Origin of the sequence: Proteus sp. fly-1089, from assembly GCF_040138965.1 — a bacterium.
Taxonomy (GTDB): Bacteria; Pseudomonadota; Gammaproteobacteria; order Enterobacterales; family Enterobacteriaceae; genus Proteus; species Proteus vulgaris_B.
On the sequence record NZ_JBEETS010000004.1, the window covers coordinates 242,710 to 258,086 of the forward strand.

General features: G+C 38.0%; 11 protein-coding genes. All 11 read right to left on the bottom strand.

The genetic code is table 11. The features are described from left to right. Nucleotides 1-20: 20 nt before the first annotated feature. A complete protein-coding gene (locus tag ABN080_RS11795) occupies nt 21-3,377 on the bottom strand; it encodes an ImcF-related family protein (RefSeq protein ID WP_349441121.1) in 3,357 nt (1,118 codons plus the stop codon). Continuing rightward, nucleotides 3,364-4,497: a KPHS_23130 family T6SS system protein gene (locus tag ABN080_RS11800; RefSeq protein ID WP_349441122.1), complete on the bottom strand. Its 1,134-nt coding sequence runs from the start codon at nt 4,495-4,497 to the stop codon at nt 3,364-3,366. Before ABN080_RS11800 ends, ABN080_RS11795 begins: the two co-directional genes overlap by 14 nt. 59 nt (nt 4,498-4,556) lie before the next feature. Continuing rightward, on the bottom strand, nt 4,557-6,911 hold the full coding sequence (locus ABN080_RS11805) for a T6SS phospholipase effector Tle1-like catalytic domain-containing protein (protein WP_349441123.1): 2,355 nt from the start codon (nt 6,909-6,911) through the stop codon (nt 4,557-4,559). Further along, on the bottom strand, nt 6,896-7,441 hold the full coding sequence (gene tli1a / locus ABN080_RS11810; RefSeq protein ID WP_349441124.1) for a Tli1a family immunity protein: 546 nt from the start codon (nt 7,439-7,441) through the stop codon (nt 6,896-6,898). Before tli1a (ABN080_RS11810) ends, ABN080_RS11805 begins: the two co-directional genes overlap by 16 nt. Next, nucleotides 7,426-7,947, bottom strand: a complete 522-nt coding sequence (gene tli1a / locus ABN080_RS11815) for a Tli1a family immunity protein (protein WP_349441125.1) — start codon at nt 7,945-7,947, stop codon at nt 7,426-7,428. The genes tli1a (ABN080_RS11810) and tli1a (ABN080_RS11815) overlap by 16 nt, the downstream gene beginning before the upstream one ends. A 49-nt stretch (nt 7,948-7,996) precedes the next feature. Continuing rightward, nucleotides 7,997-8,254 carry a PAAR domain-containing protein gene (locus ABN080_RS11820; RefSeq protein ID WP_349441126.1) on the bottom strand — a complete coding sequence of 86 codons (258 nt, stop codon included), beginning with the start codon at nt 8,252-8,254 and terminating at the stop codon, nt 7,997-7,999. A 48-nt stretch (nt 8,255-8,302) separates the two neighbouring features. After that, nucleotides 8,303-9,085 carry a toxin Tle1 chaperone Tla1 gene (tla1, locus tag ABN080_RS11825; protein ID WP_349441127.1) on the bottom strand — a complete coding sequence of 261 codons (783 nt, stop codon included), beginning with the start codon at nt 9,083-9,085 and terminating at the stop codon, nt 8,303-8,305. Continuing rightward, nucleotides 9,078-11,477 carry a type VI secretion system Vgr family protein gene (locus tag ABN080_RS11830; RefSeq protein ID WP_349441128.1) on the bottom strand — a complete coding sequence of 800 codons (2,400 nt, stop codon included), beginning with the start codon at nt 11,475-11,477 and terminating at the stop codon, nt 9,078-9,080. The genes tla1 and ABN080_RS11830 overlap by 8 nt, the downstream gene beginning before the upstream one ends. A gap of 145 nt (nt 11,478-11,622) precedes the next feature. Beyond that, nucleotides 11,623-11,799 carry a hypothetical protein gene (locus tag ABN080_RS11835; RefSeq protein ID WP_349441129.1) on the bottom strand — a complete coding sequence of 59 codons (177 nt, stop codon included), beginning with the start codon at nt 11,797-11,799 and terminating at the stop codon, nt 11,623-11,625. Next, the gene (tli1a, locus tag ABN080_RS11840) at nt 11,787-12,308 is read right to left on the bottom strand and encodes a Tli1a family immunity protein (protein WP_349441130.1); all 522 of its coding nucleotides are present in this window, start codon (nt 12,306-12,308) and stop codon (nt 11,787-11,789) included. The genes ABN080_RS11835 and tli1a (ABN080_RS11840) overlap by 13 nt, the downstream gene beginning before the upstream one ends. A 36-nt stretch (nt 12,309-12,344) precedes the next feature. Beyond that, nucleotides 12,345-15,017: a type VI secretion system ATPase TssH gene (tssH, locus tag ABN080_RS11845; protein WP_349441131.1), complete on the bottom strand. Its 2,673-nt coding sequence runs from the start codon at nt 15,015-15,017 to the stop codon at nt 12,345-12,347. Nucleotides 15,018-15,377: the final 360 nt, after the last annotated feature.

Sequence of the window (15,377 nt, forward strand, 5' to 3'; positions counted from 1 at the left end):
GTCGGGAATGTGATTTTTATTTAATCCAAAAAGATCTTTTCGGGTAAAACAAAATTGCGTAGTTGCAATAGCGCGATGGGGCCATCGCCCATTTCTGTCCTTAAAGTATAGTTGAGGGATTGCCCATTTAAGGTTTTCCAACTGACAGAGTAACTACTGGTGCTGCCGGCATAAGGGGCTATATTGGCATCTTCCAATAAACGAATAATGCCCCAGACGCCACGATAATCGCCATAAATACGTGTACCTGTATTGGTGGTGATCCAACTGAGTGATGCACCTGAGGCGACAGTATCCGCTGGCCAAACGAAGCGTTGCCATTGTGGTTGTTGGTTTTCATAGATAAGGGACTGTTTATCTATCATTAAGTGGGTTTGCATTATATTGGGTGATGTACCCGGACGTAATTCAAAATAAAGGCGCGCTTCACCATTCGCAAAAACCACATCCCCTAAATAGCTTAATTTATCTAAGGCTTTTAAGAACTCAGGGTTAAAGGTTAAGCCTTGGGCATTGGTGGTATCGGGTACCCAGTGCGTTCCTTCTTTATGTAAAACACCGTTAAGATGGGTTTCAAGGAAGCGTTGGATACGGCCATTATCAGGGCGTAGATATTGCGCCATTAAAGGTAATGAGATTTCACTTTGTGTATTTTTGAGGGGATAACGCCCCCCAAATGCCCTATTCCAATCATTCACAACGGCATTTCGCCATTGGGTATTGATACCTTGTGAGGTCGGCGCTAATAACTGTTGCCATGCTTGAGACATCGGCTGCACAAGCAGTGTTTGTCCAAAGCCACTCCACTCTTGCCCAAAGCTTGCCGCGATTAAGCTGGCATAATCTTGTGTTTCGGATAAATCGACCGTTTTCCCTTCAAAAACACTTCGGGCTAAGGCTTGTGACATCGCTTGGGGATCGGGTGCATTAACCACTTGTTGGAGTTTTAAACGCACTCGCGTTACACGTGTGAGATAGGCTTGTAAGCTCAATGTATCGCTGTTTTGTGCGGAAGATTGTGGATCAGTAAAAGCCAGTATTGGTGCAAAAACAGGCTCAAGTGGTCCTGTGAATTCCGCTTTTTGACTAATTACAGGTTGCTGTTCTTGGTTTAATAGATCTTTGGCGGAGTTCACAAAAGAGTCTGCTAGCTTTTCTTGCTGACGACCAGTTTTACCTTGATAAGAGAGTGTATTCATCAATGCAATAATGGGGGATTGTCTGACATCACTCATTAATGTGAGTTGATCAATCGTATCAGAGAGGCTTTGTGTTTCTCGCCACTGTAAGCCATTGAGAAAGCTTAACCAACTGCCCGAAAAATCATTAAAATAGCGCTCGGTGAGATTTTGTTGCAGTTTTTCCGGTGAGATATCAATACCCGTCTCTTTTTGTGTGTCACTTAATACCCAATCTATTTCTTCTCGTCTTTCATAAACGGCTTTTTTAATCGCCGGCTCAATAGAGTCTTCCCACGCTTTACGGGTAAAAATACCGGGTATAGTTTCTGTTGAGCTTAATAAGAAACTGACATCGGTATCCCCCGTCATATCATCCAAGGTCATATCCGCAAAGTTGTGTTGTGCTTGTTGTAAGATTTTTTGGTAAAGCGCAGACTCGCCATTACGTTGACCAATTTGACGAATAAGAATAGTGCGACTTCCGGCAACTAAAGTGCGATTAGGCTTGATAGTCCATTCATTATGATACGGTAATTGAGAGGCATAGAAAGTGAATAGTTCTGTGCCTAATGTTTGCCATTCACCTTCTTTTAGATCTTCATTTTGATGCCAAATATTGAGTACACTTTCAGTGAAGAAAGCCGGATCAATACGGGACGGATCACTCATCATTAGATAGGCTTTCAGTGTTTGATAAGCAGATTGAGCGCCTTCAATTCGTTCAGCACTTTCAGGAGGGAGCTGCATAAATGCGTGAAGATAATTTTCGAGGCGTTGTTGGGTCGAATCACGTAATAATGGCAACATCGCTTGGCTATAAACCGGCCATAAATGACTGAGCAATTGATTGTTGCTACTTAAGCCAAAGCGTAACCAAAATGGCACCGCAGTCTGTTCTCTATAACTCAATAACCCCAAGGTTTGTTGTAAGCCATATTGTGCCTGCAAACGGGCAAATTCAGATTGATGATTGTCTGTTGCCAACTGCGCTTGTTGTTGGCTTTGGGTAATTAATTGGCGATTCATAAAGTAAGAGACCACCATACCAATACCCCACAGCGTCATGGCGGTTGCAACCGTATATTGCAAAATACGTTTTGAATTTAAACCTAACGGTGAGGCTTTTAACGGATAGGGCAGCTGTGAATTTGCCGTGAGGAGTGCTTTCCAATGGTGATTTAAAATCCATTGATTATTTTGTGATGAAGTTGCAGACACGTTATTGTAAGTGGGTGTACTAAAGAGCATGCCAGCAAACGGTAACGAGCGATAACCCGATAAAAGTGGCGCCAAGTTATTAGCAAGTTTTTCACCTCCTTCATGCTGTAAAAAGCGGGCTAAAGCCAGTAAATAGGTGTGTGTTTGATTGTGTAATACAGCGAGTGTGCCTTGCTCAATAAGAGCAGGTAACAGCTTATTCATATCGTTTGAGAGTATTTCTGAAGTGGCATTTAATGGTGCAGAGTAAAGTACTGTTGGTGCCTCTTCCGTGGTCATATCTCCATTATTACTGATATTCCAAAGCCAAATAGGTGCTTGCCAGCGTAATTGACGAAAGAGCTGGTGGAAATAACGGCTTGCGGTGTCTGTATTGGTTGGCGTTAGGTGATTAAAAGTTGATTGAGTCAGCGGTTGTTGCGATAAGGTATTTTCAGAGACCCAAACCACTGCATCTAGTGGGCGACGGCGACGCAGCTGTTTTAAGTCTTGAATTAATTTTTCATCCATACTTTGATTGATATCGCCCCCATAGATAAGTAACGTGCCGTTGTTTTCTTGCCAGATGTCCGTTGTTAGGTTAGGGGTGTGTTTTTCGACAGAAAGGGGCGTGCCGATAAGGAGTATGCGTATTAAATTTTTTGAATTACGATGACCATATTGTTTAAATATATCATCAATAAATGAATTATTTTTTTTGTTTATTTCTGGTAATGTTTTTGTATTATATAAGAAAGGTTTACTGAGTAATGGAATAACTTTCTTCCATCCATAAATAAAAAATGGAAAAGCTAATAATAAAGCTATCCAACTGGAAAAAGTAAAAAATATAATTTCTTTAGGGGAGTAATCTGTTTCTAAGATCTTATTACCAAAAAGATAATAAAGTATACTTAATGTAAAAAGGGATATTGTAAGAATAACAGTATAAATAATAAATAAATCCCGAGTTGAAGAAAGCTTATCATTGATTTTCATCTTTATGAATAACCCCTGCTATATATTGATCGTTATAATATCCTGAAATCCATCCGCAGCTACTAATGTCGTTATTCATACAATGTAGAACAGAAAATGAAATAGCTAAAAATGGTGATGAGCAACTACTGTTACCAAAGTAATCTTGTACGATATTATCGGATGAATAGAGTTGTGTTGATAAAAAAGTATAAGATGCTTGAGTATCAATCGATATATTTACTTCTGGTGAGTTTTCTATCCCTGAATATTTCATTATTTGAGATGCTAACTCATTAGTGTTTTCATTATTTGATACTTCACAACGATGTAAATAGTAAGCATCTTTATTTGGAAATATTGTCCATAAAAAACCGGTTTCAGCCAATCTACCTGTATTGATATCATCAAAAATATTAGAACCACCAACAAGATTATAATACTTAGCTTTATAGTGAAGATAATAATTATCAATAATGGTATCTAATGTGTTTACTGAGTCAATAAATATAGTTTTTAGTGGTGGTAAAATATGGTGACTTTTTAGATGCTCAATAAATTCATTTAGGCTGGATTGACTTCCTTTCCAATAAATATTATCGATTTTAATATTGTCTATGTTGTTTTCTTCTCCATTTATAAAATGATCTGCCAGTAATTTAGCCATCATTTCTTCTCTATTTTTTTTATTTCCGATAAGTGCAGAGCAAGGAATGCGCTCTTGACCATCTTCTATTATAGGAAGTGGTGAAACAGGTCTAATTTTTAAAACTTGATGCCATTTATGTTGATTCTCACCAAGAGAGCCGATAATAATTGCGTCTTTTATGGGGATTGAAGCACTATGGTATAACCACCATTTTTTATTATCATCATCGAATTGTTTTTTAAATAAGTTATTGTTGTGATTATTTAATGTTTTTAAAAAAAGATAAATTAAAAATAAAAATGATGAAACAAAAATGGGAATGAAAATGCTGGATATTAAAATAAAATATTTATTTTCTACTTTACTGTTTGATGAAACAACATTGGTAAAAAATAAAGATAAACCAATAAGGATAAGCATCCATTTTAATAACTTTTTCCAATTTATTGGTTTATCTTGTGAAAATTCAGGGTAACGCGGAGGGTATCTCACGAAAAATCTCCTGATTTTTTAAAGACCGAATTTAAATAAATAGGATTGTTAATAATAATTTAAGCAATCTGTAAGATTTTTTTTGTATCAATAACTTGAGTCAAACTATTAATAACACCTTGTGTTTGCTCAATAACTGATTGGGCTACAGCAATTGATTGTACAGGCCCTGCATTTTTAGTCGGTTTAACATCCTCTGGATTAATAGGTAATGCTAATCCAGTTACCGCATTTACCACTTCATATTCCATTGACATAACGCCTAATGTGCCGGCAAAAGCACCTAATGCATTTTTAATATTCTTTTGTTTAACTACATACGCCATACCGCCAATAAATGTGGCAACACCAATGATTTTTCCGGCAATTGCAACAGGTGATAAAAATTTATTAGTTTCACTGCCCGCATAAATCATTCGATAGCTAAAATAGCTTGCCCAAGGTTCTCTAGATTGTAATGCATCATGCATAAACCAAGCACGAGAATCATGAAATTGGTTATCAAATAAATCTCTTGTTAATAATTCCTCGGGATCTGGTGTATTGTTTTCTTTAAATAGAGGAAATCCATCACCTTTTTTATAAATATCATCACCACTTTTTTTCATATAAAAATATTCAGCTTTTTCATCATCAGTATTTAATAAGCACATTATATTCGTTAGTAAATTATCGACAGAAAATTGTTTCCAATTTCGGACTTCTCTTCTTTCATCATAATAGTCCGCTTTAAATTCTTCAGCGCCTTCTCTCAATTGTGTTTTGCCTAGCATGGGTTCATAATGCGGAGGTCCTGCAAGATCGCTTGGTGAAATGGTGTCTGTACCATTTTTTATTTTTTCTTTTTGTTGTCCTTCTTTCTTATCTTTGTATTCATTCCATTGTTTTCTGTCTGCCTTTATCTTTTCAGTGCCATGCTGTACAGCATTTTTATAAAAATCTTGATTAAAAAGATTCATATCGGCATATCTATCAATACGCCAAGCCGTGATCCATGCCATTTGTTTTTCGACGACTTTTTCTAATGTTGTATTTGCACGGCAAGCATTGAAGCTTCCTGAAAAATTAGTAGTAGCCACGGGTGGTAATCCTAATGTAATTTTTCGCCATGCATTAAAGCGCTGAATTAGGGTTGGGTTGATTTTGAATAAAGTTTGAATTTCTCTAGTAATACTTGCACTCATATAATCACCACTTTTATTTTTTGGTGATTTTCCTATGACATTTAATGGTGCTCCTATTAGAAATGCTGAAAGATAGAGATCATGTAAGACGATTTGTGAAACTAACATGGAAGGGTCTTCAAATGCCTTACCCTGATCACCTACCAGATATCCCCCGCCAACATCGGAGTGAACACCAGGGTAAACCACTTCTTCAATATCAGATATTTTAGGATAATAACCATGTTTATTATCTTTATTATCCCAAACATAAGGACGTCTTATTGTGTCTAATGGAAAACAAAAACGTTGCTCATGAGCAGAAACAAAATGGCGACAGCACTTAATAAAGTTAGGAAAAACTTTTTCACTGGGGAGTTGTTGAGTGCCATTTGCCCAATCCATATGACCCGAAAAGAAAGGTGCTAAGTGCACTATACCCACAGAAGGGACAGTATCCAAAATGCCAATAAATTCGACTTTTACGTCAATACCACATAATGTTTGAACAGGTTTATCGGCCCCTTCTGGGGTATCAAATAATTGCGTCACCCAATTAATAAAGGCTCTTGCTTCCGCTGCACCACGAGAGAAACCATAAACATAAAGTTTGATCGTTAATGTTTTAGGTTTAAGTTGCAACCCTTCAATAATCTCTTTTTTATTAATTAAAGAATGGATAACTGCACGGCGACGCCCTTTACCGCTAATAGGAAGATATGTTGGGGTTGCCATATCTTTTAAGTGAGTACGTAATTGAGGGAGTGTTAGCTCATCTAAGTTAGATGAAATGATTAATGTGTTTGCTAACATTAATAGTGCCCAATTAATACGGTTCTCACCCCCCGTTGCATATTTTAAGCCCGTATCAGTAAAGTTATATTCTGCTATTTCAGGAAAGGCTGTCCCAACTCCAGGCATATAGTATTTAAAATACTCTCTTTCTTTTTTATTAGGATTATTTTCATCTTCATTGGTGACTTCAAATAATCGCGTAATATTGGTGGCGGTTTTAGGTTCAGCCTTCATATCTGCTTTACGGTTATTGTTGGTGCCATCAAAAAAGAAACTGATATGTAAATTACGACAGCAGTTATTTTTTACGCCAGCAAGGCTGGAATTATGATTTCGTTTCTCTTCTTCTCGTATTTTATAATTATTCTCTATTTGTTGTTGCGTTAGTTCTAGTCGCCCATCATCTGGGAAATGATTAGGCACCCAAACTGGTTCTGCTTTTATTTCTTCGAACATACAGCGGGCTCCTTCAAATTATGAGGTTCATTAATTGGGTATTCAGGATGGCCATATCCTTTGCAAGACGTGGTGATTTTGACTTTGTCGCAAGGCAAAAAATGGACTTTAACGCTACAAGGTTCGTCATATTGCGGGATCGGCACCCAAGCTTCGTGGGTTGAGGTATTATCGCGGAGTTGTTGCTCCCAGCGATTATAGGCTTCGACTTGACTAAATTTAGGTGCTGGTGGAAATTTTGTGGTATCGACCTTTTTCCATTGAATATGCACGATTAAATTAGGGCGCCATTTTTCGGGGAGCATCACACAACAGACCGTACCGCCAATACTGCCGTAACCTTCATTAATTGAAAAACCTGAAATTTCAAATTGAGTGTGGTTATAGCCTTGAAGCCCGGCCCCTAACATCGGGTTTTTTGGTTTTGCCCCCCAAGAGCCTGCATTGGCGCAACCAGAAAGGAAAAAAGAGATAATTAAGAGTGAGACAAGCTTGGGGAAAATTCGCCAAAAGGTTATTTTTGGGGACATACTGCGGGCTCCTTCATTTTCATTGGTTCAGTGATTGGGTATTCAGGATCGTGATAGCTATAACAGGACGTGGTAATTTTCACTTCGTCACAAGGTAAAAAATGGACTTTAACACTACAAGGTTCGTCATATTGCGGAATAGGCACCCAAGCTTCGTGGGTCGAGGTATTATCGCGGAGTTGTTGTTTCCAGCGTTTATAGGCTTCAACTTGATCAAAATCAGGAGGTGGTGGGAATTTTGTGGTATCGACCTTTTTCCATTGAATATGTGCGATTAAATTAGGGCGCCATTTTTCGGGGATCATCACACAACAGACTGTGCCGCCAATACTGCCGTAACCTTCATTAATTGAAAAACCTGAAATTTCAAATTGAGTGTGGTTATAGCCTTGAAGCCCGGCTCCTAACATCGGGTTTTTCGGTTTTGCCCCCCAAGAGCCCGCATTGGCACAACCGGAAAGTAACAGAGAAGAGGCGGCTAATAATATTAGTTTTAATTTAATCATTTTATCTACTTTATTTTTATAAAATAATAATAACATATAAATAATTAATTTATGATTTTATACTTATATTAGAAAGTGAACTTACTAAAGTACAACCACAAGCACAATGGTGCCCTTCTAATGCAACTGCTCTTTTATTTATTGTTGAGTTTGTTGCTCCTTCAATAATTTTATTTTTACCATGTTTATTACAAATAACAGTATCACCAATACAAGCGACAGGTTTCCCATATGCTAAGTAGCTTCCGGTCATCACTTTTCCACCATAAGGATTTAAGGTATCTCCAACTCTAATTATTTTTTTCATTTTATGTTCTATCTAAGTATGAATTTAAAAAATAGTAATATGAATAATTTAATTATTAAAAGAGTGTTTGCGAATATATTCCTCTACAGTGCCTAAGTAATCACTGTTATTAGCTTGAATAGCAAGGTGATATAAGTGATTAAAGTTTTCTTCTTGAGTTATTGATGTGTTATTAAATTCAGAATATGACCTTAGTTCTTCAGCATCACTAATACAGCCAATTTTATTAATTTGTTCATCGTTAAATTGTATTATTGAGAAAGACTTATCCTCAATTTCTGGGTGATAGCTACCTAATAACCAACTCATATCATTATCTCTATCTAGCCAGCCCCAAATAAATGTAATATCAGTAAATCTTTTTTGTTGTTCAGGTGTAAGAATATCTTTTATTAATGTTGGAAATACTCGTGTATCATAAAAACGAAGTAAACAAGATTTAAACCCCCATTCTACTTCTGCAAGAGAAAGCAAAAAAGTAGATAACATATTAAATGAAAGAGGGGATGATGTTATTAATAATCTAGGCTCTGAATAAAGTAATTCAAACAACGCTTCTAACAAAATTAAGTGTGTACTTTTATTCCATTCAATACGAATAAGCAGGGGGGCTTGTTCCAAAAAACCTTCTTCTGGCATATTAGTGAAAAGAGAAAACCATCTAATATCATTATCCATTTTGATTAACGCTGGAACAATAGGGTTCTCTATCCCCGCTTGATCAATAATAATATCAATATAATCTAGATGCGTTTTTTCTGAGATCAATTTTAATTGATTTATCCATTGCGTTGTTATTTCTTTTGAGGGGGTTTTCAATGTATTATTCACGAATGGCGACTCCCATAGCATTTTCTTGTGCTTTCTTTAAACACTCTTTACAAACAGATTGAGGAAGGTCAGGTAATGGAAAATCTTCACTCGCCGGCTCACTCCAAATATGTTGTCCTTTTAGACTTAATCGGCTTGGTGAGTGGATTTCAATTTGCCCATCAGGCATTATTTTTATATATCCACCGCCACAACCTAAAGTAATTCCATTTTTAGCAGTTAATTGAATATGACCTTGAGTTGATTGAACGATAATATCTTTAAGTGCTGTCGCTTCAAAGATATCGCCATGCGATTCTAATTCAAAAGGCCCTTTTCCTGAGACAATGCGTATTCCTTCTTTTTGAGATAGCATCGAAATTTTTTTATAAGCGTTGACAGCTATATTCTCTGTACTAGATAAGTGCATTTCACCTTTCGTTTGAGCATAGAGTGCTTCAACACTTTGCATAAGTAATGTTTCATTGGTAACAATGCCTATTCCTTCTGGTGCATGCATTAGAATAGAAGGGGATGCTAGTTTATCTGTATTTTTTAAAAGATTATCTAACCCTTCTTTTTCTGGTTGGAGATTGTGGTGTGCTTGAGTAATTTCTCTGCAATCATCTAGTTGACTGATTGCACCTTTTATTAACGATATTGCAGGTTCCATCGCCAGCACTTCACCACCTGCTTTGGCTTGATTATCTGCACTAATAAATAATCCTTTGCCTGCTCTTATTGCGCCCCAACTATCAGTGCGTAACTCAAAACCTTCGCCACGTTTCTCCCGATTGGCATCAACAATATGCCCTAAGCTTAATTGAGATTTGCCCCCGTATTCAGTGCTGATTTTGATATGTTCTTGCCCGCGTTTATCTTCCATTCGCAGCTTATTATTTGCAGGAGTACGAATAACATTACGAGTGTTGTTTCTATCCGTTACATGGTCGGGATGGCGTGAATCATGCAATGTATGGGCGATATAAGGTCTGTCAGGGTCACCTTCATGAAAGGCGATAGCCACTTCTGTGCCTTGAATTAACGGGAAATGCAGTCCATAGGTGTCACCTGCATAAGGTTTTGCCAAACGTACTGGCATACTTTCATAGCCCATCGGTTTTTCATCACGATCGGCATCAAATTTTACCCAATAAAAGCCGTGTTCATTTTGATGCGCATAAATATCGTTATCTTTAGCACTGGTAATACGTGCAGTCAGTGTGCCTGTAATAATAGGGCGTGGCTTAACAATAGGGCGCCAGCAAAGGGTTTCACTGTAAGGAATGGCGTTAAACCGCACTTGTAGTGCTTTTTCTCGACCACCACTAAAGCGTACGCGGGTAATTAAAATCGGTGACTGAAACACTGAAGGTAACGATGAAGGTATTGTGCTGTCAGTGATGGAAAGCACTTGTAGCGGTGATAAAAAGTCCGCATTACTTTCACCTTTTAACCTCGTTTGACGATTTAAAAAACGTTCATGATCAAGTCTTGCCCAAAAATTTGCGGTTTCGGCTTCTGGTGTGATTTTATCACCACGAGTAAGGTGTCTTGCTTGGTAATGATAAACTTCACCATAGTGAATATCATCCCCTTCACCACGTGTCATATCCGTTACTGCTGAAATCAAGGTGTCTTGAGCTTGTCGGTGGTTATAATCTTTGGTGAATACATTTTGTTCAACCACTTGATGATGTAATGATAATCCCCATACGCTTTCTTGGTGATTATCATTCATACCTGATGGGCTATTTAAAGGCAGAGTTTTATCAAAGGTATAAGCACTTTGACGATCGGCAAAGCGGATCACTTCGGTTTGAGTTTGATCTTGTAAATAGAACGAATAAAAAATGCCGACTTCACTTAATAGTCGTTCTATAAATTGGCGATCACTTTCATTGTATTGGTTGATTTGCTCACGCTTGGGATATTCATTTTTAAGTGTAAATTCAAACTCCCAATCTTTGAAATTATGCTCACGTAAAATTTGGCTGACAACATCGGGCACAGATTGATTGAGGAAAAATCGATGTGAGTGGATTTGATGACGTAATAATGCAAAGACAGGCTCAATAACGAGTTGATAACGCGCTTCATCCACAGATCCAGATAAACGCCGAAATTGGGTGACAACACCGTGGACTTGCTTGGTGATGGGTTCTTGTGTAGCTAAATCAGTCAGGCTATTTAACGGTGGTGTAAAAGATAGCGTTGCACTACGACGCAACAGTTGTTGCGGTTGTAAATCCTGAGTTTGGCAAGTAAATGTTATTTGATAATGATAGGTATCACTTATTGCTTCGCGTCCTGTGAAATGTTCTACATCAAATAAAACATCACATCCTTGTACATTAAGATAATAGCGATTTTGTCCATTAAGTAGAGTCTGAGTTGTTTTTTTTAAGTTCATAGCTGAATTATATAAACACATCCCGTTTGTTTATTATTAACAAACTTTCGGTGTTTATCCTTGAGTTAAAAATATTAATTGATATTTATTTCAGTGAAGTGTTTTTTTAATGCATTTTTTGTTTCTTGAATCTTATTTTGCTGAATTAAATTATCAATTTTTTTATATTTTGTTTCACTTGTTGGTCAGTTAATGTTAATCGACCTTGATCAGGAAACATCGGTGGAGCCCAACAGGGTTCTCCACCCATAACTTGTTTGCTATCTTGATAAAATTTTATGATATTAATAAGTGTTGAATCGACTTTATTTATTTCTGACATACTGCAGGCTCCTCCATAAAGCTAGGCTCTTTAATGGGATAGTCAGGGTGATTAGTCGCATGACAAGAAAGAGTAATTTTTACTTCCTGACAAGGGAGAAAATGGACATCCATACTGCAAGGCTCGTCATACTCGGGAATATCAACGACTTTACTGTAATGGCGATAATTGGCTTTGTGTTTGTCCATATAAGCCCTAAAGTTAGGATCGGCTACACCGGGTATATCTGTATGGTATGCATCGGGATCGACTTCCCATTCCACTAAAACGGTTTGATTAGGTGTCCATTTTCTCGGCACCATAATGCAACAAGTTCCTGCCGCACCTTGCCCATAATAACCATTGACTTTAAACCAATTCACCGCAGTGCCTTTGACATGGTTAAAACCGTGTAAATTGCCGGCTAAATATCCCACTTTCGGTTGTCGGATAAAGAGAAAATAGACAGCAATCAAGGTAATGGCTATCCCGATAATCGCGAGTTTTTTGCGGATTAATTTTGTGGGCATACTTAGATTTTCCTATTCCTTAATGATTTGCATTAATTAATGCTGCAACTCATCACTAAAGCTCAGCGTTATTCCATCTTCATCGTTATAGCCCAAAATGACATACTGTGATTTCTCTGCATTGGCTTGGCGTAAAAGAAGTTGTTGGCTAAGAATAGGGAGGATTTGTTGATTAAGCAGACTATCGATATTTCGAGCGCCAGTATCTGGTAATAAACAGGCATCAACAATGCTATCGTAGAGCATTTCTTCGACAATACCGGTTAATCGATAGTGGGTATAAAGCCGTTTAATGACACTCTTTAACTTCATCTCAACAATAGTACGTAATGCAATGGCATCAAGAGGGCGATAAATTAATGTTTGGAAGCGTGCCAGTAATGCAGGTTGGAAATGTTCACGTAAAATAGGGCGAAGTGTTTCTTGTAAATCGCTATCTGTACTTAATGGTGACTCTTCCAGTTGTTGCATTAAATAATCACTGCCTAAATTTGCAGTCATTAAAATAACGGTATTTCGAAAATCAATTTCTCGCCCCTCACCATCACGCATAAAGCCTCTATCAAATACTTGATAGAAAAGATTGAGAACATCACGATGGGCTTTTTCAACTTCATCTAATAACACAATGCTATAAGGGCGTTTTCTTACGGCTTCAGTTAATACACCACCTTGACCGCATCCAACATAACCTGGAGGTGAGCCTTTTAATTGGCTGACAGTATGTGCTTCCTGATATTCAGACATATTGATAGTGATTAAAGACTTTTGACCACCAAATAAGCATTCGGCTAACGCAAGCGCAGTTTCTGTTTTACCGACACCACTTGGACCCACTAATAAAAATACGCCTTGAGGGCCATTTTCAGACACTAATCCTGTTCTGGATGCACGTAAACGTTGGGCTAACGCGAGTAAGGCACTGGCTTGACCAACGACATATTTTGATAAGTTACTCTCTAGCTCTAACAGGCCAATTTGTTCATCTTTAAGTAGGCTTGAAAGCGGAACGCCAGTCCAATCAGCAATAACCGTTGCTACAGTAGGAACATCAACATCAGGATTTAATAATGGAGTGTCTTGTTGTAACTGAATAAGTTGTTGCTGAAGTTGTGCTGAAAACTCTGCATTTTCAGGATCTCGACGACTTTCAATTAACTCATAGATAATCTTTTTTTCTTGTTCAAATCGTTGTTTTAATGTTTCGAGTTGAATAGCAAGCTGGGCATCTTGAGTAGATAAATCGGGTAGTTTGATTTGATTCGCTAAATTACCAATAGTGATATCATCAAAAATCGCTTTTTGTTCTAGTTCGAGTGCATGACGCTTGGCTTTAATGCGGGTGAGTTCTTCTGGTAAGGTATCTAAACTCATCCGAATACGCGCACTGGCAGTATCAAGTAGATCAACGGCTTTATCAGGAAGTTGGCGACCAGTTAAATAACGGCGAGATAAGGTGACGGCTGCTTTTACTGCATCATCGGTAATATGTACACCATGATATTTAGCATAACGGGATTTAAGTCCTCGTAACATTAAAAAAGCTTTTTCATCATCCGGCTCGTCAACTTTTACGATTTGGAAACGACGTTCTAATGCCGCATCACGTTCAAAATATTGTTTGTATTCTGACCAAGTGGTTGCTGCGATGGTACGTAATTCACCACGTGCTAATGCTGGTTTTAATAAATTAGCGGCATCGGCACCACCGGCTTGGTTACCTGCACCAATAATGGTATGAGCTTCATCGATAAAAAGTAGTATTGGAGTGGGTGATTGTTGAACGGCATCAATAATATTTTTTAGTCGTTGTTCAAATTCACCTTTTACGCCAGCTCCTGCTTGTAATAAACCTAAATCGAGGGTGCGTAATGAGGTGGTTTGTAAGCTGATAGGGACATTTTTTTCAGCAATACGTAATGCTAATCCTTCAACCAGTGCGGTTTTACCGACACCCGGTTCACCAACAAGAATAGGGTTGTTTTTACGCCGACGAGAGAGAATATCAACCATTTGGCGAATTTCGTCATCTCGACCAAATACGGGATCAATTTCACCAAGGCGTGCTTTTTCTGTTATATCAAGAGTGAATTTATTTAAGACAGCAAGAAGGGCATCACTTAATGTATCGCCAATAATGGCACTATCTGCTGTTGAAGATGTTGTGGTGGCTTCATTATTTGGCGCAAGCGGGGCTTTAGGTAAATGATTATAAGAAGCCAATTGCTGAACTTCAGGCCTTTCATCAGATTGAGCATCAAGTAGAGGTCTTAATCGTTGTAGTTGTGTCTCCCCCAATGTCATTAAAGGCCAGAGTGCATCAAGTTGAATTAATGCTGGCTGTTTTGTCATGGCATGCAAGAGATGTACACTGCGAATGTGTTCTATATCTTCATCAAGAGATGCAATAACCCAAGCATTTTTGATTAATTCTAGTAAGTGCTTGGATAATTGAGGTCGGCTATGTATAGAGCGAGGTAATTTATCAATTGCATCAAGTAAGCTTTGCCAAAGCGCCGTTAAATCCCATTCATAACGACGGGCTAATACAGTAATGTCACTTTCACCGAGTTCGAGAATTTTTAATAACCAGTGTTCAATAGTTACTTCTGCATGGGCACGGGTTTGGCATAATGAGGCCGCAGCTTCCAGCGCTTTTGCACAATAAGGATTTAAGCGACGTAATAGCATGACAGATTGATTTTCCATATTTTTTCCCAGTATTGAAGTTCCTATTGAGGGGATTTAGGTACGCTACCGCCCTTAGCCATAGACCGAGGCTCATAAGGTCATTTCTTACTCGTCATATTTCGAGTTGTAGCGTTACTCGTCATATTTCAAGTTGTAGCGTTGTTGACTGCACTCACTCGCACTAGTCACATACTTATGTATGCTCCTAGTGACTCATTCATTTGTCGCCTAGCTACACCTTGAACTATTTAGAGTATTACTCGTCGTGCTTTGAACTATTTAGACGTACTTTGAGCTATTCAGAGTATTACTCGTCGTGCTTTGAACTATTTAGACGTACTTTGAGCTATTCAGAGTATTACTCGTCGTGCTTTGAAC